The following is a 19,931-nucleotide window of genomic DNA, read 5'->3' on the forward strand; positions in this document are numbered from 1 at the left end:
GCTCAGAACACGGTTAGATATGGGAGATATGAGTAAATGATTGTTTCGGAACCTTTTTTAGTTTTGATATGTTGAACGTGTTCTGGTTCCAGAATTTGTATTATTTTCGAAGGGATACAGGGGCTAGATGCAGGATCTCTTTCTAAATATTTAGGAGGTGAAAAGAGAAACTTCATTTTTTGCAAGCGGTTACAATAATATCTGCAACAAATTAAATCGGGAGGAAATAAAATGAAAAAAAGAGTTGCAAAGGTAACCAGTATTGTTGTGTTGTTTTCTCTTGCTCTTTCTTTAATAGTAGGTGGATGGACAAATACGGTGGTGCATGCTGCTGGTCTTGCGGTAACAGGCAGTGGAGGCTGGAATGAAACGGCATATGTGGAATGGTCACCTGTAAGCAATGCGACAGGGTATAACGTTTATGTTAAATTGGCAAGTGCAGCGGATTCTGGGTATCAACAAATTAATAATGAGTTAATCCGCAAATATTCTTCCTACTGGAGAGCAGATGCTGTTGGGCTTGCAGCCGGTAATTATGTGATGAAAGTTGAAGCTACCTTGTCAGGGGGTGGGACGGTAAGTGCGGTTTCAAATCCACTATCCGTAACGTCATATGACCGCTCAGGATTTGCTTTTTCGACTAGTTCGCAATATGGTACAGGATCAGGGGCTTATAATGAGAATGGAACCCTCAAGAATGGTGCTCAAGTGCTGTATATAACATCTCAGAATGCGCAAACCGTAACCCTTGGTGTGAAAATCAACAGCTCCGGCGCTGTACAAACAGGGGTTGGTCTGGGTGGTATTCTGACACTGAGACAAAAAGGTTATGATACAACTCCACTTGCGATCCGAATTATCGGAAAAGTTACAGCTGCTGATCTGAGTGGACAGCTTAACAGCAGTGGGTATCTTGAAGTCAAAGGTAAAAACAATTATTCGGAAATGAATATTACTATTGAAGGTATCGGGAATGATGCTTACGCGTACGGTTGGGGAATGCTTCTAAGATATGTAGGTAATGTGGAAGTAAGAAACCTGGGTGTAATGTTATTCCCTGACGATGGCATTTCAATGGATTCCGGCAATATGAATGTCTGGGTGCATAATAATGATATTTTTTATGGAGCTGCTGGAGGCGATGCAGACCAAGCCAAGGGCGACGGTTCCACAGACCTTAAAAATGGATCCAACTATATTACAATCTCTTACAACCATTACTGGGATTCCGGAAAATCCTCGCTAGTTGGTTTGAGTGAGCCGGCTGAATTTTTTGTTACCTTCCACCACAACTGGTTTGACCATTCGGACTCCCGTCATCCGCGGATTAGAGTGGCTTCCGTCCATATCTATAACAACTTTTTCGATGGTATCTCCAAATACGGTGTGGGTGTAACTACAGGTGCTTCAGCTTTTGTAGAATCTAATTATTTTAGACATGCTAAATTTCCAATGATGATCTCCTTACAAGGTACAGATGCTTTAGGGGAGGGTACGTTCTCAGGCGAAAATGGAGGTGTGATTAAAGCCTATAACAATCTTATTGTAGAGGCTTCAAGTCTCATCTATGCGAATTCAAACACAGGGACAGCTCCTGCTAATGCTACCTCATTTGATGCTTACTTAGCTTCGTCAAGAAATGAAACCGTCCCAAGCTCATACAAAGCACTAAAAGGCGGAACAGCCTATAATAACTTCGACACGAGCGTAAATACAGGAGTGAACGTATCTAATATTGATAACGTAAGCAATGTTGAACAGATTGTTATGGCAAAAGCCGGACGTCTGAATGGCGGAGACTTCACATGGGAATTTAATGATTCAGTGGATGACGTTTCGTATGCGCTGAATACAGCGCTGATGTCTGCAATCAGAGGCTACACAACGGGACTTGTCTCTGTAGGGGGGAATTCAAACCCAACGAATCCGACTCCGACTCCATCAGTAACACCTACGCCAACAGTAACTCCTGTGCCAACAGCGACCCCAGCTCCAACAGCAACTCCTGTACCAACGGCGACTCCAGCACCGACGACAACGCCAGTGCCGACAGCGGGAGCAACCGTTCACAACTTTACTACGGATGGAACAACAAGCAGCTTCTTCAATATCCAAGGCAATCTCTCAACAAGTAAGGGAACTGTGGCATATCAGGGTTTAACCCTATCCCAATGTCTAAAAATTGAGAGTGCAACCAGCATTCAATTCACTTCTGCTAAAGCTTCAGCGCTAACCCTAGTGTTCAACACAGAGGGAACGAAAATCAAAGTGGATGGAACAAGTTACCCTATAACCAATGGCATTGCCACTGTCTCTCTGGCCGCAGGTGCGCATACCATTACAAAAGATAGTACGGCGAATCTGTATTATATGAAGCTGGAATAGGGAACTGACCGCCTCTACTTTAATATGGAGTATCAGAAAAGCGACCTGTAGGGGTCGCTTTTCTTTGCTTTTTCTTATGGTCTTATTACTTGAGTTATTGTCGATTGAAAAACTATCAATTTTGTGTTGATTTGATTAATCTTTATCATCAACCAAATCAATAATCTCACGAATATCCTCAATATTTAAAGCTTCTGCAATTTTGCTTATATGACTAAAGTTAATATTCTCCCTTTTTCCATTAGCTAACTCACTTAATGCAGCATGTCGGACATCGGATATTCTGGACAATTCTCGTAGGGAAATCTTATGTTTTTTGGTCAATTCTGATATTTTTACTATAACTCTCTTTCCCACTTCTAATCCCCTCACTAACTCTGAGTTTTCATCTTGACTATACGCATAAGCGTAACGTATAATAATTCCATAACTGGTACGCTTATGCGTATTGAATGCGTATTTTTAATTCTCACCAAAAAAATGTATCTCATATGAGAAGTTGAGGATAAGTGGTGGATATGAGCCTTTATTTAATTCGTATCACTAGAAGCAAACTATAATGAAAATAAATCTCCTCAAATATCTAAAAATGGAGGCTCCTATGCCCAACATTCTCGAATCTCTATACCACGGCAGCTTATTTCCCAGCGTGGATTTCATCTCCAAGGATCCCAGCTACCGTCCGAAGGGGATTTTGATGAGCTGGAGTCTTTATTGGAACTGTATTCTCAAGCCCAGGGGATGGAGATGACTGCTGCATTTGTGTGTGGATTCAAGACCGGAGCGGCAATGATGATTGAAATCTTAGTTGATGATTAATAATAGGATAGTTTCTCTTCATAAGTAGTTTCCTCAAATACTTTCTTGGATTAGCTTTCCCCTCAAGACACCAATCAAGGTGTCTTTTTAGCCTATCAATAAGACTATGTCCTTCCTATGAAGGAATATCCTTACATTCTACCGAATTCCCTACATATTAATTCTAAATACGCGAACACAGAAGGAATAGCCATGGACGAAGAAAGATACCTGATTATTGTTAAAAACAAAGACCGCACCTCAGAAATCGCATCATATGAACAGTTGGGCGTAAACATAAGGTTGATTTATCGTAGTTCTAATAAACCCTATTATTACAATGCAAGTGATGTAATGATTCTAGACAAGCCCGTTATTACAGCAATCACCAAAGAGCAAGTGGTGTTTCATCGGGATAACCCTCTTAGCAATGTTATGCGAGTGCTGGATTTCGGATCTCGGATTCGTGTGTTTTTTAAGGATGGAACCAATCGGGTGTATGAAGCCGTGCATGTTCGAATCGAGAGCAGCGGAGTGAAGAGCTCAGATGCGTTGAAGGTCATGGAGTATTGGCGTGCCATTTCAGGGCATATTGAGGGCGGAGAAGATCAGCCGGAGATGGACGCTTTTTTAAAAAAGGAATTTGCCAAGCTCAGTTTTGTACACCCAGAAAGTGTATTGAGTCACTATGTTAATGGGTCTCCGGTGAGCGAGGATGTCACTGTTGAATTACAGCCGATCTTCCCATTCAGGTATAACCTTAGCCAAAAGACGGCCCTGGATCATGCCTTACGAAGTAAGATCAGTATCATTGAAGGCCCTCCAGGTACAGGCAAAACCCAGACCATTCTCAATATATTGGCCAACCTGGCTGTGATGCAAGAGAAGAAGGTGGCTGTGGTCTCAGGCAACAATGCGGCGGTGCAGAATGTGCGCGATAAGCTGGAGGCGGAGGGTTATCCCTTTTTGGTTGCGGGGCTTGGCAATAATGAGAATAAAGAAAATTTCTTTGCGAATCTGCCTGTCGCCGAGGTCTCTGGCTGGGAAAGCGAGTTGCCTGAGGCGGAGCTACTATCCAAGATACAGGAGCTGGATGGTCGTATTAATCGGCTGATGGTACTGGATATGGAGAAGGCGCGTTTGAAGCAACAGCTGTCGGCGTATGTGCTGGAGCAGAAGCATTTTGAGAACTACTACACCAAGCAGAATATAGAGCCATTAGAGAAGTTGTCATTCTATCATGAGACGCCTGAGCGGATGCTTGAGTTCATGAAGGATAGCCACCTTGCGGTGAGAAAAGGTAAAGAGAATGGTCTTTTGTACAAGTTCAAGCTTTTTGTCAAACATGGGTTCACGGAGCTTAAATATTTGAAGGAACAGGGGGCAGATGTGATTCTGAATGTTCAGCGGAAGTTCTATATTCTGCGGATTGAAGAGCTATCGGGTCGTATTGTAAGGATTGAACAAGAGCTGCAGTCTGCGTCCTATCAGCCTTTACTAAAGGAACACCAGCAGTGTTCCGTTCAGCTTTTCCAACATAAGTTGTATGAGAAATATCGTAATCTCCCTCGGTTGAAATGTAATGCAAAAGATTATCGGCAGAGCAAAAACTTTAAGTCATTCATCGAATATTATCCGATTGTCCTAAGCACGACTCATTCTTTGCGTAATTGCGTGCCGGCCAATGATCTGTTTGACTACGTTATTATTGACGAGTCTTCTCAGGTAGATCTGGTGACAGGCGCACTTGCGCTATCCTGTTGCAAACGTGCGATCATTGTTGGGGATACCAAACAGCTGCCGCAAATTGTGAGTATGGAGATTGAGAAGAAGGTTGGATGTGCTGCATCCGCTAACATCGACGAAGCTTATAATTATTTCCAACACAATCTACTGTCATCCATGCTTGCCCTATATGGAGATGATATTCCCAAAGTGATGCTTAAAGAGCACTATCGGTGCCATCCCAAAATCATTCAGTTTTGCAATCAAAAGTACTATAATGGCGATTTAATTACTTTTACGACTGAAGAGGATACAGAAGTTCCACTGCTGATTTACAGGACTGCGCCGGGTAATCACTTGCGAGAAGTAACCATTGGTGAGAAGAAAGGGAAGTTCAACCAGCGGGAGCTGGATGTCATTGAAGGGGAGATCCTTGCGGGTTGGGAGGAAGTAGCGGCTGGTCAATCGGATATTGGCTTCGTCACACCTTACCGCAAGCAGGTAGAGAAAGCAGCAGGACAGTTTGTCGATGATATCGAGAGTGACACGATACATAAATATCAAGGCCGGGAGAAGTCTATTATGATTATGTCTACAGTGTTGGATCAGACACGCTCTGGCAAAATAGGTATGAAATTTGTGAATGATCCCTGTAAGGTTAATGTGGCCGTATCCCGTGCGCAGAAGAAGTTTATTCTGATAACGGATCATGCCCTATTTCGGAAATATGGTAATGAAATTGGGGATCTCACACGGTATATGGAGTATAGCACGCTGGATGAGAACGTGGTGGACAGTGAGATAGTATCCATATTTGATCTGTTGTATCAGGAGTATTCGGGTAAGCTTCGGGCATTTAGAGAACGGGCTAAGAGAGTTAATGTATCTAAATTCAAATCGGAAAATCTGATGCAGGCACTGCTTGAGGGGCTTTTACAGGAGCCGGTTTATAGCGGATTTACACTCGGCAATCAGGTTCTTCTCAAGAATCTATTCAAGGATGTGACTAGATTGAAAGACCAGGAGCGGCGATATATCAGTAATAGAGCCTCTGTGGATTTTGTCATTTATCATAAGTTGGATCGGAAAGCGGCGCTTGCCATTGAGGTAGACGGATTTGCTTTTCATGAGAATAAACCGGAACAGAGAGAGCGGGATAAAATGAAAGATACTATTTTTAATACATATGGAATAAAGTTAAAAAGGTTCGCAACTAATGAGAGCTCAGAGGAGAGAAAGATCAGGGAGCTGCTGGATGCTATTATGCAATCAAGCTGATGTTTAATAATCACAGTACTCCGTAAGTCCACCTTTCAGTTTCTAAGAAAGCTGCTGTAAGTAAAGTAAAAGACATCTTAACTGTGTCTTTTACTTTACTATATAAGCACGTTTCAGCGCTTCAGGATAGTTGACCAGCCTATACTAATTCTCGGTTATTCCCCATACCGGTCAATCGCCATAGCTGCCGACTTCAGCATGCGCCGCTTAAGATGCTCACCCTCGACGATTTTTACGCGCAGGCCAAGAAAACGGATTTTGGACAATAGGAATTCGCTGCCGTCTCTCATGTAGATGACTTTGATTCGATAGATGCCCGAATTTTCATCAAAGGACACGGATTTATCAAAACAGGAAAAGGCGTACAGAATTCGGGACAGCTCAGCATTAAAGGTGGGAATGACTTGAATACATGCACATTCTTTCTGATCCTCTAATAATCGCGTTATTCTTGCTTTTAAGTCATCAATCCGTTTGGCAGGGAAGGGAGCTACTTCAACAGAAACAATGTTTTTTAGTTTAGTGGACATAAGAGAACGTTGCCGGGTGCTGTACCATTGCAAATACCACTCCCGCTTATACATGTTGTATTCCAGCTTATGAGGGAACCCGGCTTGGTCAGTTCGTTGGCCTCCATGCTTAATATGGAAAGTAATAAGGATCGCTTGATTCTGCATGATTATACGGCGGAGTGTACGAAGCATTGGGTGATAGACCTGCCGCTCTTTGCTTTTAGCTTTCTCCATAATAATTCCCTGCACTTCTGTGGACGCTTCTGCCTCCAATATGGAGTTCAATTCACTTAAGGTATCCAGTGTAAAAGCTGCTTCTGAGGCCGGGTGCATTAACATGGTTTTCAGCCAGGAACGTTCCTGGGAGGTCAGCGCTAATGAACCCACTTCGTCGAGGCGTGAAATGATTTGGAAGTTAAATATTTTCTCAAATGGATTCATAATAGCTGTGAATCTCCTTCCACTCCGCGATAAATTGCTTACGCAGCCAAGGGGGTTCTAATACCTCGCAGCTCGAACCAAAGCTTCGTAACCACGGCTTAATTTCATAAATACCATTCACTGTGATCTCATAAAGGAATGTAGAATCGGACTCTTCCGTAATTACTCCCCACTGTCCCTGCGCTTCAACCCGCTCCCGAATAAAATTAACACCAGAGCGATTGGGGTTATAAAATCTCGCCACCACTTTAATTGCACTGGTGGTATCTATAACCCAGCTGTTTGTCATCTGCTCTTCCAGATTGCTGAGTTTCTGAGCAAACTCTGATTCTTCCACAGTGTCGCCCTCCTCAATTTGAGTAAGGCCCTCCATTCGGAATTTCATGATGCCCATACGTGAATTATGTCCGATTAAATACCAGCGCCCATATTGATGGTCATAGATGACGCGGAGCGGAAGAACGGTTTCTGTGACGCCCCTTGTTTCCCGCTCAAAGAGAGGATTGGTATTCTGAGAGGCGTAGTTTTTGCCCTTTTTAGGGGATAGATATAGAAACTTAATTTTTTTTCGCTGCTGAATCGCTGCAAAAATTGTGTATAGGTGTGCCTCGTCAAGAATACGTGAATGATAATTATACTTGTATCTATGGGTTTCCGTAGCTTCGGGGTTATAACCCCGCTTCCGCAGGACCTTTTTTAAGGTGTCGCGCAGCAGGTAACCTTGCACCGACGGAGTCTGCGTGTTGGCGATGACATCAACATAGTCGTAAAGATCCAAGAGCTGATCGCCCGATAATTGATCAATCAGATCGTTAGCAGCCTTGTATCGATAAGGACGGCCCTCATTTACACGAAGAATAACGCCAACTTCCTCAAGATATTTCAGATCTCCACGGATGGTCTTCTCATCGGGCATTGGACAATCGGTTGGCATTTGCTCACTGCAGACATCCTGTAGATCTTTAGCCGTTAGCTCCTGAGTCTGAAGCGCAGTTAATAGTAGAGTAAGCCGGATGCTCTCCGTTTCCTTAAGCGACTTCGCCCGGAACAAGAACAGGAGCAGCGGGTCGGCAGATTCATAATAGTTATAGCGGAGCCATTCAGAGAGTTCCGTTCCTTGTTCTGTAGGCAGGTCTTGTTGTAATACGGTTACCATGCCCTTCAGGTTGCGCAGCGTTTTGTCATAGGTATGTACAGAAATGCCGAGACGATCGGCGAATTGTTGTCTGCTGTAAGCTCCCCCCGCTAAAGAGAGCATGCGAAGAAATTGAATCTCCTTGTCAAAACTTTCCCGGGCCATTTGTATCCCTCCAGCCTGTAGCGAATCCATTAGAAATAGTAGTACTTATTATATTAAGCACCAGAGTTGAATAAAATGGAAGTATTTTTGGCCGCCGCCATACTTCCGCCCTGTTCGTTACAGGGAAGATGAGCGAAGATAGATCCATGAAGCCGAAGCAATTCTGAAGAGGCGTTCGAATAGTATCAATGGTAGAGAATAGGGAAGTAACCGATCTGGAGGGATGAAGATGGATCCTATAAACAAGCTTATCTGTGAGCAGCTGGAACAGATTGAATATGAGGAGCAAGTTACAATATTGTATGCCTGCGAATCAGGCAGCCGGGCCTGGGGATTCCCATCGCAGGACAGTGATTATGATGTGAGATTTATTTATCTGCATAAACCGGAATGGTATCTATCTATTTTTGATAAGCGGGATGTGATCGAGCGTCCTATTAACAATATGCTTGATATCAATGGCTGGGATTTGCGTAAAGCACTGAATTTATTCCGGAAGTCAAATCCACCGCTGCTGGAGTGGCTGCAATCACCCATTCAATATGCAGAAAAGTACAGTATAGCAGAGAAGCTTAGAAGCATCTCCCCGTACACATTTTCGCGGAAGTCTTGTATGTACCATTATTTAAACATGGCAAGAGGGAACTACCGTGATTATCTGCAAGGCGAACAGGTCAAGATCAAAAAGTACTTTTATGTGCTTCGTCCCGTTCTAGCTTGTGAGTGGACTCACCGATATGGAGAGATGCCGCTGATGGAGTTCGATGTACTGGTAGAGCGGCTTATTCCGAAGGATGAAGAGCTGTGGCAGGTGATTCAGCAATTGCTGGCACGAAAAAAATCCGGTGAAGAACTAGACTACGGACCGCAGCTAACCGTGATTAACGATTATTTAGAAGAACAGTTCCAAGTGTTGGATAAGGTGGCGGCGTCCTTGAATGCTAAGGAGAACAACAGAGATCATCAGCTGGATGCTCTATTTCGAGAAGCTTTACAGGAAGTATGGGGACGGGCCCTATAGAAAGATTGATAGGAGGAAGATGGTAGTGGCTATTGTACAACTGAAATCTACGAATCCAAAATTCACTTTTTTAATTAAAAAAAATCCAGTGACAGGTATGCAGCTTCGTCCGGTTCGTCAGGGAGTGGCTTATGGATGGTATTCTGATGAGGCAACTTATAACGTTTATTTTAAGGATGCAGATAACGATATATCCTACAAGCAGAACGGAAGCGAGAGCTTTGAGTATTTAAATGTCTCCCGGTTTAATACACCTCTATTTCCGCTTAATGCGGTCAATGAGTTTTTCTCTACACCCTTCAAAGCCCAGGATGAACGGGATGCGGAAGGATATGAGCATTCTTTTTTCATTAATATGGTTCAGGTTGAGCGGATACACTATATTGAATTTTTCCAAAAGCATTTAAAGGGATATACCTTCTCCTTGCAGCATCAGGCACATAAGAGCTATTCACTGACGATTACCACACATAAAAGCTTGTATCACCTCTTGCATGTTGTTGGTGTGCTGTCCTTGTTCTTATCCATATTTGGGGATGAGTACATAGATATTTCGGATGCTATTTTGGATAAATATATCCGCAGCCTTAACGTCATTGATGCACCCTTTTATATAAGAAGTCTATTTGCAAGGAATTTCCTTACCTCAAAGGAACGGTTCAAGCGATATAAAGCCTCCATCGAACAAACGGACCAGTATTCTATTGGGCTGGAGTATGGCGGTACTGCGATGCAGCGGCGTACTTTTATTTCGAGTGTGCTTCCATTCAATAAGCCGATTCTGGACATCGGTTGCGGAGAAGGTTTCTATGCAATTCCGTTTGCCGGGAAAATAGAGAGTACCTATTATGCGGTAGATATAGCTGAGGAGCTGCTGGAGGTTGTGAATCGGAAAGCGAAAGCTAAGGACATTGATAACATTGCAACCTTTGGCTCACTGGACCATTTTCTGGAGTCGTACAACGGGGAGCAGGTTGATGTGATTCTAACAGAAGTTGTAGAGCACATGAGCGAAGGTGAGGCAGCAGAGCTTATTCAGCAAATAATCGGTAATGTGAATTTTCAACAGCTTATTGTGACCACACCGAATGCTGATTTCAATCGTTATTATGAGCTGGAAGGATTCCGGCATGAGGATCACAAGTGGGAAATGGGACAGCAAGCGTTCGGGCAATGGGTTTTGGATACGATTCAAGGTTTAGCAGTCGAGGTCGAATATTTGATGGTTGGTGACCGGGTTGGCGAGATCCGTACGACGCAATGCGCTATTGTGCGAAGAAAGGAGGAATAGACAGTGGAAATTCAAACGCGTGTACATACCATATTTCTGCTTGTAGGAGCAACGGAATGCGGGAAATCAACTTTTGCTAAAGAAGTTCTGATCCCGCAGTTAAAACTAGAGGATGCCTCCAAAGGTTTACGTACGAATGTGCAGTATTTATCCTCGGATAGTATCCGTCAGGAGATATTGGGCTACGACTATGATAAGTATGATCAGGTTATGCTGGAGGCGAGTTCGCATACCTTTCAATTATTGTTTGAGAGATTGAAGTTAGTCACTTCTTTTCCGATTAATGCGGAGTTTGTGGTGATGGATACCATTGGGCTATCCGAAGATTATCGTAGTAAAGTCCGTGAGATCGCCGGGCAAAATAATTACAATCTGGAGGTTATTCTGTTTGATTACCGCAAACGGGAGGATTACTACGCCTCAGAGCGCTCGAAGAAGCTGATCTCCAATCATTTAAACCGGCTCAGAAAAGAAGTCTTGCCTGTTCTGTCACGGGAAGGTTACAACAAGATTCATAAAGTGCGTGCTAAAGATTTTATTCTCGAGGGTGAAGGGATACCTAATCCGGACTACCGGGTGATTATACAGGATTGGGATACTTACGCATCTACGGTACTTCTACAAGCACAAGAGTATATTGTGGTTGGGGATGTTCATGAGTGTGTCGAAGAGCTTCAGGGACTATTACGTAATTACGGCTATCGGGAGCACGAAGGTAAGTTAAGTGCAACAGATAAGCTCAGTAACACACGAGTCATTCTTGCTGGTGACTGGATTGATAAGGGTAAAAAGACGCGGGAGACGATTGAGTTCTTATTTGATAACCGCGAGCATTTCCTATTTGTTATGGGCAATCACGAGAACTTTGTATACAAGTACGTAAAGGGGGAGATTCAAGGAACCGATCCGGAACTGCTAAGAACGTACTTTGATTCCACCCAAGTGCTTAAGGAGGATCCCGCGCTTTTTAGTAAATTTTCGGCTTTAGTGGAGCAATCCCAGTCCTTTTACCGCTATATCGGTATGCAAGGTCCTTCTTTTTATGTTACCCATGCTCCTTGCCGTAATAAGTACATTGGTAAGCTGGATACGAATTCACTACGCCATCAGCGTAACTTTCGGCTGGATCGTGAGGTTTCCTTTGAGGAACAGCTTGATTTCCTAAAGCAAGAGGCTGTGAGTAATCACCCCTTTCATCTCTTCGGACATATTGCAGCCAAGCAGACTTTTCGGATCAAAAACAAACTCCACCTCGACACAGGGAGTGCGCAGGGTAATGAACTAACTTCTGTTCGCATGTCGTTTAAACCTTTCTATAAAAGTCAAAAATCGCATGTGACTACGGTGCACGAAGAGCTAACTATCCTGTTCCGGGAAAAGCAAACCGTATCCTTGCTGGAGCTTGATTACGAGTCTGTGCGCAGACTGCAGTATTCCTCGCAGAACCGGGTCAACTTCATCTCCGGGACGATGTCACCTGCGGATAAGGATGTGGCTGCCGGTGAGCTTGAGTCTCTGCAAAAAGGGTTGGATTATTTTGCCGAACGTCGTATTTCAGAAGTCGTTCTGCAGCCTAAATATATGGGATCACGCTGTAGTTTGTACCTTTATCGGGATATAGAGCAGTGTTACGCAATTAGCCGGAACGGCTATAAGGTTCAGGCGGTCGATCTGACGCCTATCTACGAACAGCTGCTTCATAAATTCGGAACCTATATGGCTGAGCAGGGGATCCGTGTGCTTTTACTGGATGGCGAGCTGCTGCCTTGGAAAGCGCTTGGGGATGGGTTAATTGAGCGTCAGTTCCGGCCAATTGGCAAAGCGCTGGAGACAGAGCTGGATTTCTTAAGACAATATGGATTTGAGGAGTCACTGGGTAAACTGATACAGGATTTTGAAGTAAGCGGGTTTGAACAAGACCAGCACCATATGTCGAAAGAGACGCTTAACAATAACTATGGGTCTCATGTTTACCAGACTTTTAAGCATGTCCGTGACATAAGAGAATCGTATGTAGATCTTGACCAGCGTGACGAAGCCTACCGAGTATACAAGCAGCAACTGGAGCTGTATGCGGGTGATGCGGAATTAACATACAAACCTTTTGCAATCCTGAAGGAAGTGCTGGAGAATGGCGCTGAACGGGTACCTGACGGCAAAACCTCCGAATTATACAGGTTCTTAAACGAGGATGAATCTCTGGTTCTGGACTTGAAAGAGCCTGATGCTTACATCAGAGCAGAGGAGTATTTCGCAAAGATAACGGTAGAGAAACATATGGAGGGAATTGTAATCAAACCGGAGCAAGAACAGCAGGGGGTAGTCCCATACATGAAGGTCCGCAATCCGGGCTACCTGTCGATCATCTACGGGTACGACTACAAGTTTCCACATAAGTATGCCAAGCTGATGAAGCAGAAGAATATCGCTCCTAAGCTTCGTACGTCCTTAATCGAACACCGGCTGGGCAGACAAATGCTAGAAGTGAAGCTGGATGAGATCTCGTCTGACAACGAGGACTACAAGCAAATTGCAGCAAACTTGTTATTCGAGGTAACGAAAGAGAAAGAGATCGACCCGAGGTTGTAGAGGATTGTTACAGGCGAAGAAACTTGGTTTGCCAATTATGAGAATGAGTTCAGGCTGTCGGGAAGGTCCCGGCAGTCTTTTTTTCGTTCGGGGAGGAAGCGGAAACAGCTATCTTGCAACAAACAGACAAATTAATGCAAGAAAACGTAAGATAGTGGTCATAGGCCTTTTTTGATAATAATATGAAACCTGAGAGGAGGCAGCACAACTTGGAAATCATTTTTGAAGAGGACATAGAAATGGACCGGGGTACTACGAAAGTAACAACCCACCCGGCTGAAAAGGAACATTGGGCAAATATCGAAGTAGCCATTCAAACATCGGAGAAACGGATCATGGTCATCAACGCCAAAAATGATCGCAATGTCTCGATTGTATCCAGCTCAATCGCGGTCATAGAGCCGGAAGGCCGTATGTGCAGTGTACGTGTAATTACGGGAGAAATGTTTCTTCTTAATACACGATTGAAATTTGTTGAAGAAGTTCTGAATTCACCTCAGTTTATAAAAATTAATAATCAGACCATAATCAACACCAGCTACATAAAAGAGTTCTCAGCAACGGATAATGCGAGAATAAAAGTGATTCTGACGAATGGTTCTTGTTATTTTGTCAGCCGCTATTATATTAAAAATTTCAGGAGGAACTATCATGGTTAATCAATTAAAAAATTCATTTTTTCAGGTGTTTACTTTAACTTCTTTATGGATAACGCTACTGTTAACTGTGTTTTTCAAGGATCAATCTATTGATATGTTATATCTATGGCGTATTGCAGGTATCGCCATTATTTCCGCGGGGATATTCGGAGTGATGTACAATGTGTTGTGGAACTATTTCACGTTAAGACCGCTTTGGAATATTCTGATTTCTTCGACCTTCAGTATATTTGGCGGAATGGGAATGGTGTGGTTATTCTCAAAAGAAATGTTCAACTTCATAAGCCCCTGGTTGCCTGGAATGTTGTTGTTATCGGTTATACTGCACACTATAGCTTTCTATTTCTACGCCAGAATTAATAGCAGGAAACAAGCTGAGGAGTTAAATAAAATTTTGAAATAACCTCGTTCTAATTGTAAAAACAGGAGGACGCACCTTATCGGTCCGTCCTCCTATCTATTCCTCATAAATACGCTTTAACCCATAATAACGAGCACGTTGTTTTCTGGCGCCATTTTGGCGACGGGGATCAGGTTGCCTTGAATTTCTTCACCGTTAATAACGATATGGGTAACCCCTTTTTGTACACCTTTCTTGTTCTCCACCTGGATGTTCAGCTTCTTCCCACGGAATTCCCGGACCATGGAAAAGTCTGTCCAGTCGGAAGGAACACACGGGTTGAGGCGAAGGCCATCAAATTGCGGTTGAACCCCCATAATACCTTCCACCAAGGAGACCATCACGGTTGAAGCGGTGCCGGTCAGCCAGTGGACATGGGCCCGGCCTTGATATGGGCTGTCCTTGGACTCGACAAACTGGCCATGTACATAAGGCTCGAGTTTGCGGATTTCGGCCTTATCGTTCATGCTGGCCGGACTGCAATTCAGGAAGTATTCGAACGCGCGCCCACCGTTGCCAATCATGGTTTCCGCCAGAATGAGCCATCCCTGCGGCTGGCTGAAGATGCCGCCGTTTTCCTTAGTTGAGGCGTTGAAAAGAGCCATCAACGCTACTGGCAAACCGTATTCACGGAACGGTGGGTAGAATAACATAGTGCCGTAATCGGTCCGCAGATTCTCATACACTTTGTCCATGGAGAGCTTCGCCTGATCCGGGCGGGCTGCACCGCTTAATACGGCCCAGCTTTGCGGATTAAGCCAAATTTTGGCCTCATCATTCTCCCAGGAGCCGATGGTATAGTTGTCTTCTGTAAATCCGCGGACGAATTGATCGTTCTCCCAAGCGTGCTTTTGAATGTTATCGTCCAGCTCATCAAGCAGGCCCTGCGCCCATTGAATGTCTTCAGGCTTGTTCTTATTTTGTGCAATTTCCATGAACACCTTGAATGCCATATACAGCTGGAATGCGACGAACAACGACTCGCCCTTCGCTCCAAGCCGTAGACAATCGTTCCAGTCGGCATGAAGCCCAACCGGCATGCCGTGTGCGCCCATACGATCCAGACTGAACTGAAGCGCCTGGCGCAAATGCTCGTACACAGTGCCCTCACCTTTATCCGAATAAGGGATTATTTCATCTGTAAAATCCCAGTTGCCACTTTCATTCAAGTATTTAATGACGGTTGGGAACAGCCATAAAGCGTCATCGGCCCGATAATGGGGATGACCAGTTTCCCGTACATATTCCGGATCATCCGGTGTGCCCTCATGCCCAGGATTGTGGTCAAATTTCACCAACGGAAGTCCACCGCCGTTGGAAACCTGGGCGGATATCATCAGTCTAAGACGTTCAAGGGCCATCTCATGATCCAGATGAATGATGCCTTGAATATCCTGCACCGTATCCCGATAGCCCAGTCCATTACGAAGACCGGAGTATTGGAAAGAGGCTGCTCGTGACCAGATGAAAGTGATAAAGCATTGATATGCATTCCAAGTGTTGATCATGTTGTTCAGGTTATCGCTTGGTGTCTGGACCTGGAAGCGGTTAAGCTTGCTGTGCCAGAATGCTTTTAACTCTTCGAGTTCTTTATCTACCACGGACAAGTCTTTATAATGGCTGAGAATCTCGGAAGCGCCTTTCTCATCATACTGTCCCAGTAGAAATGCGATTTCTTTCTCTTCTCCCGGCTGCAAATCTACGTTAAGCTGCAGGGCACCGCAGGAGTTAGTATTGTAGTTTAATGAATTGGAGCATTGGCCGTTCTCGACAGAGGCTGGATTGCCATAACTGCGGTAATCGCCTAGGAACGTATCCCGGTCACCGTCATAAGCGGTAACTTCTGCACCTGCAGCGCCGAAGAATCTCCAGGTCTGTTCTTCGGGGGTGTTTTCATTGATGACTTGAAGGATCATATTATTTTTATAGTAGGTCCGTGAAATAAACAAAGTGTACTGAAGGTTGACGGTATCCTGCTCGTAGTTGTTATTGTTGGTTAATTCAACAAATCCGAAGAGAGCCAGCTTGCGTGCTTTGGAGTCATCATTGCGCACCTTCATGCGCCACACCTCGTAGGTTTTGTTCAGTGGCACATAATATAATGATTCTGTATGGATGTTATCGTAATCCGAGACGAGGTTCGTGTATCCGGTTCCATGATGGCATACGGACTTATATTGCTCCAGATCTTTACCCACAGGCTGCCAGGAGCCGGACCAATAATCCCCGTTCTCCAAATCTCTCACGTAAATATAGCGTCCGGGCTCGTCCTTAGAGTTGAAGTGGTAACGGATATGCCGCCCATTTGCGCCAGATTTTACAAAGCTATAACCGCCTGCGTTACCTGAGATGATCGCGCCATATTCCGGCGAGCCGAGGTAATTCGCCCAAGGGGCAGGCGTATTTGGCTTGGTAATGAGGTATTCCTTGTTTTTTTCATCAAAATAACCATATTGCATAACCATTCCTCCTATTAAGTGGTTAATGGGTCAATCTATAAACGCGCGTTCACAAAGGGGTCAAATATCCATGTGTAATTTTATTATAAGATACTTTTAGTAAATCGATAACCCTATATTTTAGCGAAAAAACGAACAAAAATGCTAACTTTTTTGGTAGGTGTAAAGCGAAAGACACCTTGAAAGGTGTCTTTTTTTATTTTTGCGGCATGTCTACTCCACTAAAACACCATTAACAAACGTCATAGTTTTATCTTTGAATTCAAGAATAAACTTGTTTGGAAAATCCAGATCGGTATGAATCTCCGTCCCCAACATAACTTTTTTTCCTACATCATCAAAGGGATTATGAAGTAAACCTCTAGGCGTATACCTAGTTTCAGAACCGATTACATTATTATTCTCATCGCGGATAAATTTAGTTTTTCCTGAGAACACGAGGTCCTTGCCATTTTCCAAAGTTAGATGAACCTCCAAACGATCCTTTGTCTTCTGATAATCTATGACTACATCTTTAGAGGATACAGGGAAACCGATAACAAAAAATCCAATAAGGGCCGTAGCCAGTATAAGTACCGATAAGACGGAAAAAATGAGAGTTTTTATATTCTTTTTTTTCACTTTTTTAAAATAATTGAGTTTGTTAACTTCCTCTTTATCAATAATAGGCACACTTAGATTTGCTGTGGCGGTCATTTCATTATAGGATTGAAGGCAGCTTTCACAGGATTGCAGGTGTTTTTCGATTTCTTCGTTACTATGTACAGAGGTTAGCTTTTCAATATAGGAAGGTAATAAATCCTGAATAATCTCGCATTTCATGAAGATCTTCCTTTCATCAATTTTTGTTTTCCACGGTAAAAGGTAACTCTTGCCCAGGTTTCATCTCTTCCAAGAATTTCGCCAATTTCCCGAAAACTGAATTCTCCGGTTAAACGCAGATATAATACTTCTTTGGTATTTGGATCAAGTAAATGAAGTTGTTTAAATAAATCCATTTTGTCCTGAGCAAAAATGAACTGGGATTCTGTTGAATTTGCGTTAGCCAAAGAAGCGTCTTCTAATTCCTCAGACTTCCGCTTGCGCTGCTTGTCCAGCTCCTGATACCACACATGTTTAGCAATTTGACAGAGCCATACGTATACTTTGCAGGTCCCATCGTATTTGTCTATCGATTTTATAGCTCTATAAAAAGTTTCTTGGGTAATTTCTTCTGCCAGCAAGTGATTATGACAAAGGCTAAATACGAATTTATATACTTGGGTTGAATATTCCCTGTATAATTGCTCGTTGTCCTGCATCCATTCACCTCCTCAAGTTATATATCCGTAAAAAGCTATAAACGTTACAAGTTTTTTTAAAAAAATTGATTTATACAATTATCGCTTTCAACCCCGGTATGTGAGGGAATTAAGGAAGTTCAGCGTTAAGGCTGGTTTCACAGTAGGTTTACCCTTTATAATTACATGAGATCTTATTGTACAAGTTACAAGGGGGTTCATATATGATAACAAAGGTAAACCGGCAGTTAAATGAGGGTCCTAAAATTCAAAAAGAACAAGAGCTTGTTACCAAAATGATTCGTATATATTGTAAGAAAAAACATCATCATAAGGGGTTTTGTGAGGAATGTCAGGAATTAAATGAGTATGCGCTGAAGAGGCTAGCCTATTGTAAATTTGGTGAAGAGAAAACAGCTTGTGCCAAATGTCCTGTTCATTGTTACAAACCGGATTATCGCCAAAGAATTAAAGGGGTTATGCGTTTTTCTGGTCCGTGGATGCTGCTCTATCATCCCATTGAGTCGATTAGGCATATTCCGCTACCCAATAAATTGAGAAAATAAGTGAAAACCGGACATCATTTGATGCCCGGTTTAATGTATTTTTAGGTATTATTCTCCCAGCTTTTCAGCCTTCACCAAAATCTCTCGCAAAACACGGGCAACCCGGCTTTTTCTTCTCTTTACTTTTACACTTATTCGTCTTAACGACTCTTGGTATACGGCGGTATCCTTGGGTTCATAGAGCTGTTTGGCGGCAATCCGTAACGTTCTTCTCATTAATATTGCTGATGAACGTGTTAACTTCGTTCGGTATCCTCTGCGCAAGACCCGTATAGTATGTTTGTACTTCTCTAAGTCTTCGTTTGGGGGAACAAGGGCGAACAGATTTAGGGAGGAGTCATTGAATCCGTAGCTTTTGAACATGATTTTTAGATTCTCAATATTTATGAGATTTCCTCTGAAGTGGGTTGGATGTTCTTGGTGAACGCCGACAACTTCTTTGATGCTGTGAAAAGGGATTTTTAATCGATGCAGTCGATACCCAAGGTCCCAATCTTCGAGTCCATAGAGGATAAACTGTTCATTAAAACCTCCAGCACGAGTTAATTGGCTGCGTCTTATGGACACACAACGTGTGACGAGTAACATCCAAGGGGCTACATCTGTGCTGGCAAATTGTTTTTTAGTATTTGGAGGAACTCTTGAGGGAAAGGTGACTTTTGATAACGTCTCCGTCTGCTGAAGGATATCATTGGGTGTGATTAATGGGATGATTTCAGTCGCTGATTCGAAGTCGGGATTCCATAAGTTAGAAGGCGAAAGTGTATTGCGGCAATGCTCTTTTTCTTCAGGAGAAAAGTCTGGGTAGTAGTGGGTATAAGCGTCATCCCATGAGTGTGGAATACCTGAAATTATGGACTTAGGATATTTACGGTGATACTGGTTTACGATCCTAATGAAGTCAGGGAATACTAGAAAATCCGCATCGCAGAAGATGACGTATTTCCCTTTTGCCTGACTCAGCCCCAGATTTCTCACGGCAGAACGGCCGCGTTGTTCCTGCTGAGCGACATAAATAAGCGGATAAGAAGTTTGAAAGCTTTCGACCATTTCCTTGGTACCATCTGTAGAACCGTCATCTGCGACGATCACCTCGAATCGATCCTTCGGATAGGTCTGTGTCTCGAATGAAGTGAGTGTAAGTAGCAGCTGCTGAAGTCGGTTATAGGTTGGAATTATGATGCTGTAACGGATAGCCAGAATGATCACCCCCACCATTTAATAAAA

16 protein-coding genes are annotated in these 19,931 nt (G+C 43.4%); 9 read left to right on the forward strand and 7 right to left on the reverse strand.

The window, feature by feature from the left end; genetic code table 11:
* Positions 1-231 precede the first annotated feature (231 nt).
* A complete protein-coding gene (locus tag MHH86_RS00990) occupies positions 232-2,385 on the forward strand; it encodes a pectate lyase (protein ID WP_076101088.1) in 2,154 nt (717 codons plus the stop codon).
* Positions 2,386-2,520: 135 nt separating this feature from the next.
* On the opposite strand, the gene MHH86_RS00995 is transcribed toward MHH86_RS00990, so the two are convergent.
* The gene (locus tag MHH86_RS00995; protein ID WP_036687168.1) at positions 2,521-2,742 is read right to left on the reverse strand and encodes a helix-turn-helix transcriptional regulator; all 222 of its coding nucleotides are present in this window, start codon (positions 2,740-2,742) and stop codon (positions 2,521-2,523) included.
* A gap of 357 nt (positions 2,743-3,099) precedes the next feature.
* Between MHH86_RS00995 and MHH86_RS01000 the strand changes: the two genes are divergently transcribed.
* Complete coding sequence (locus MHH86_RS01000) at positions 3,100-3,204, forward strand: DUF6809 family protein (protein ID WP_327196848.1); 105 nt, start codon at positions 3,100-3,102, stop codon at positions 3,202-3,204.
* A 192-nt stretch (positions 3,205-3,396) separates the two neighbouring features.
* Positions 3,397-6,186, forward strand: coding sequence for an AAA domain-containing protein (locus MHH86_RS01005; protein ID WP_036687169.1), 2,790 nt, complete (start codon positions 3,397-3,399; stop codon positions 6,184-6,186).
* A 155-nt stretch (positions 6,187-6,341) separates the two neighbouring features.
* Here MHH86_RS01005 and MHH86_RS01010 read toward each other — a convergent pair whose 3' ends face one another.
* Together MHH86_RS01010 and MHH86_RS01015 are read right to left on the reverse strand one after the other, a co-directional pair.
* Positions 6,342-7,139, reverse strand: a complete 798-nt coding sequence (locus MHH86_RS01010; protein ID WP_036687170.1) for a WYL domain-containing protein — start codon at positions 7,137-7,139, stop codon at positions 6,342-6,344.
* Positions 7,126-8,439, reverse strand: coding sequence for a WYL domain-containing protein (locus MHH86_RS01015; protein ID WP_076224808.1), 1,314 nt, complete (start codon positions 8,437-8,439; stop codon positions 7,126-7,128). The genes MHH86_RS01010 and MHH86_RS01015 overlap by 14 nt, the downstream gene beginning before the upstream one ends.
* A 229-nt stretch (positions 8,440-8,668) precedes the next feature.
* Between MHH86_RS01015 and MHH86_RS01020 the strand changes: the two genes are divergently transcribed.
* From MHH86_RS01020 to MHH86_RS01040, 5 genes are all read left to right on the forward strand, one after another.
* Complete coding sequence (locus tag MHH86_RS01020) at positions 8,669-9,460, forward strand: nucleotidyltransferase domain-containing protein (protein ID WP_342479591.1); 792 nt, start codon at positions 8,669-8,671, stop codon at positions 9,458-9,460.
* Positions 9,461-9,485: 25 nt separating this feature from the next.
* Positions 9,486-10,751 carry a class I SAM-dependent methyltransferase gene (locus MHH86_RS01025; RefSeq protein ID WP_036687179.1) on the forward strand — a complete coding sequence of 422 codons (1,266 nt, stop codon included), beginning with the start codon at positions 9,486-9,488 and terminating at the stop codon, positions 10,749-10,751.
* Between the two features lie 3 nt (positions 10,752-10,754).
* On the forward strand, positions 10,755-13,340 hold the full coding sequence (locus MHH86_RS01030; RefSeq protein ID WP_076317021.1) for a metallophosphoesterase: 2,586 nt from the start codon (positions 10,755-10,757) through the stop codon (positions 13,338-13,340).
* Between the two features lie 209 nt (positions 13,341-13,549).
* A complete protein-coding gene (locus tag MHH86_RS01035; protein WP_038568151.1) occupies positions 13,550-13,999 on the forward strand; it encodes a LytTR family DNA-binding domain-containing protein in 450 nt (149 codons plus the stop codon).
* Complete coding sequence (locus MHH86_RS01040; RefSeq protein ID WP_036687183.1) at positions 13,992-14,402, forward strand: hypothetical protein; 411 nt, start codon at positions 13,992-13,994, stop codon at positions 14,400-14,402. The genes MHH86_RS01035 and MHH86_RS01040 overlap by 8 nt, the downstream gene beginning before the upstream one ends.
* A 74-nt stretch (positions 14,403-14,476) precedes the next feature.
* Here MHH86_RS01040 and MHH86_RS01045 read toward each other — a convergent pair whose 3' ends face one another.
* The 3 genes from MHH86_RS01045 to MHH86_RS01055 form a co-directional block, all read right to left on the reverse strand.
* Complete coding sequence (locus MHH86_RS01045) at positions 14,477-16,858, reverse strand: N,N'-diacetylchitobiose phosphorylase (protein WP_076141439.1); 2,382 nt, start codon at positions 16,856-16,858, stop codon at positions 14,477-14,479.
* Between the two features lie 213 nt (positions 16,859-17,071).
* Positions 17,072-17,680 carry a zf-HC2 domain-containing protein gene (locus tag MHH86_RS01050; protein ID WP_076317022.1) on the reverse strand — a complete coding sequence of 203 codons (609 nt, stop codon included), beginning with the start codon at positions 17,678-17,680 and terminating at the stop codon, positions 17,072-17,074.
* Positions 17,677-18,159 carry a sigma-70 family RNA polymerase sigma factor gene (locus tag MHH86_RS01055; protein WP_038568157.1) on the reverse strand — a complete coding sequence of 161 codons (483 nt, stop codon included), beginning with the start codon at positions 18,157-18,159 and terminating at the stop codon, positions 17,677-17,679. The genes MHH86_RS01050 and MHH86_RS01055 overlap by 4 nt, the downstream gene beginning before the upstream one ends.
* A 203-nt stretch (positions 18,160-18,362) precedes the next feature.
* On the opposite strand from MHH86_RS01055, the gene MHH86_RS01060 reads away from it, so the two are divergent.
* Positions 18,363-18,704, forward strand: a complete 342-nt coding sequence (locus MHH86_RS01060) for a nitrous oxide-stimulated promoter family protein (RefSeq protein WP_036687189.1) — start codon at positions 18,363-18,365, stop codon at positions 18,702-18,704.
* A gap of 48 nt (positions 18,705-18,752) precedes the next feature.
* Here MHH86_RS01060 and MHH86_RS01065 read toward each other — a convergent pair whose 3' ends face one another.
* Positions 18,753-19,904, reverse strand: coding sequence for a glycosyltransferase (locus MHH86_RS01065; RefSeq protein ID WP_076274191.1), 1,152 nt, complete (start codon positions 19,902-19,904; stop codon positions 18,753-18,755).
* Between the last annotated feature and the right edge of the window lie 27 nt (positions 19,905-19,931).

It is taken from the genome of Paenibacillus sp. FSL F4-0097, assembly GCF_038593125.1.
Classification (GTDB): domain Bacteria; phylum Bacillota; class Bacilli; order Paenibacillales; family Paenibacillaceae; genus Paenibacillus_AQ; species Paenibacillus_AQ odorifer.

What these genes read in the sequence shown, in the direction of transcription:
- MHH86_RS00990 (WP_076101088.1), top strand. Translation starts at nt 232, where the DNA reads ATGAAAAAAAGAGTTGCAAAGGTAACCAGTATTGTTGTGTTGTTTTCT.
- MHH86_RS01005 (WP_036687169.1), top strand. Translation starts at nt 3,397, where the DNA reads ATGGACGAAGAAAGATACCTGATTATTGTTAAAAACAAAGACCGCACC.
- MHH86_RS01010 (WP_036687170.1), bottom strand. Translation starts at nt 7,139, where the DNA reads ATGAATCCATTTGAGAAAATATTTAACTTCCAAATCATTTCACGCCTC.
- MHH86_RS01015 (WP_076224808.1), bottom strand. Translation starts at nt 8,439, where the DNA reads ATGGCCCGGGAAAGTTTTGACAAGGAGATTCAATTTCTTCGCATGCTC.
- MHH86_RS01020 (WP_342479591.1), top strand. Translation starts at nt 8,669, where the DNA reads ATGGATCCTATAAACAAGCTTATCTGTGAGCAGCTGGAACAGATTGAA.
- MHH86_RS01040 (WP_036687183.1), top strand. Translation starts at nt 13,992, where the DNA reads ATGGTTAATCAATTAAAAAATTCATTTTTTCAGGTGTTTACTTTAACT.
- MHH86_RS01045 (WP_076141439.1), bottom strand. Translation starts at nt 16,858, where the DNA reads ATGCAATATGGTTATTTTGATGAAAAAAACAAGGAATACCTCATTACC.
- MHH86_RS01050 (WP_076317022.1), bottom strand. Translation starts at nt 17,680, where the DNA reads ATGAAATGCGAGATTATTCAGGATTTATTACCTTCCTATATTGAAAAG.
- MHH86_RS01055 (WP_038568157.1), bottom strand. Translation starts at nt 18,159, where the DNA reads ATGCAGGACAACGAGCAATTATACAGGGAATATTCAACCCAAGTATAT.
- MHH86_RS01060 (WP_036687189.1), top strand. Translation starts at nt 18,363, where the DNA reads ATGATAACAAAGGTAAACCGGCAGTTAAATGAGGGTCCTAAAATTCAA.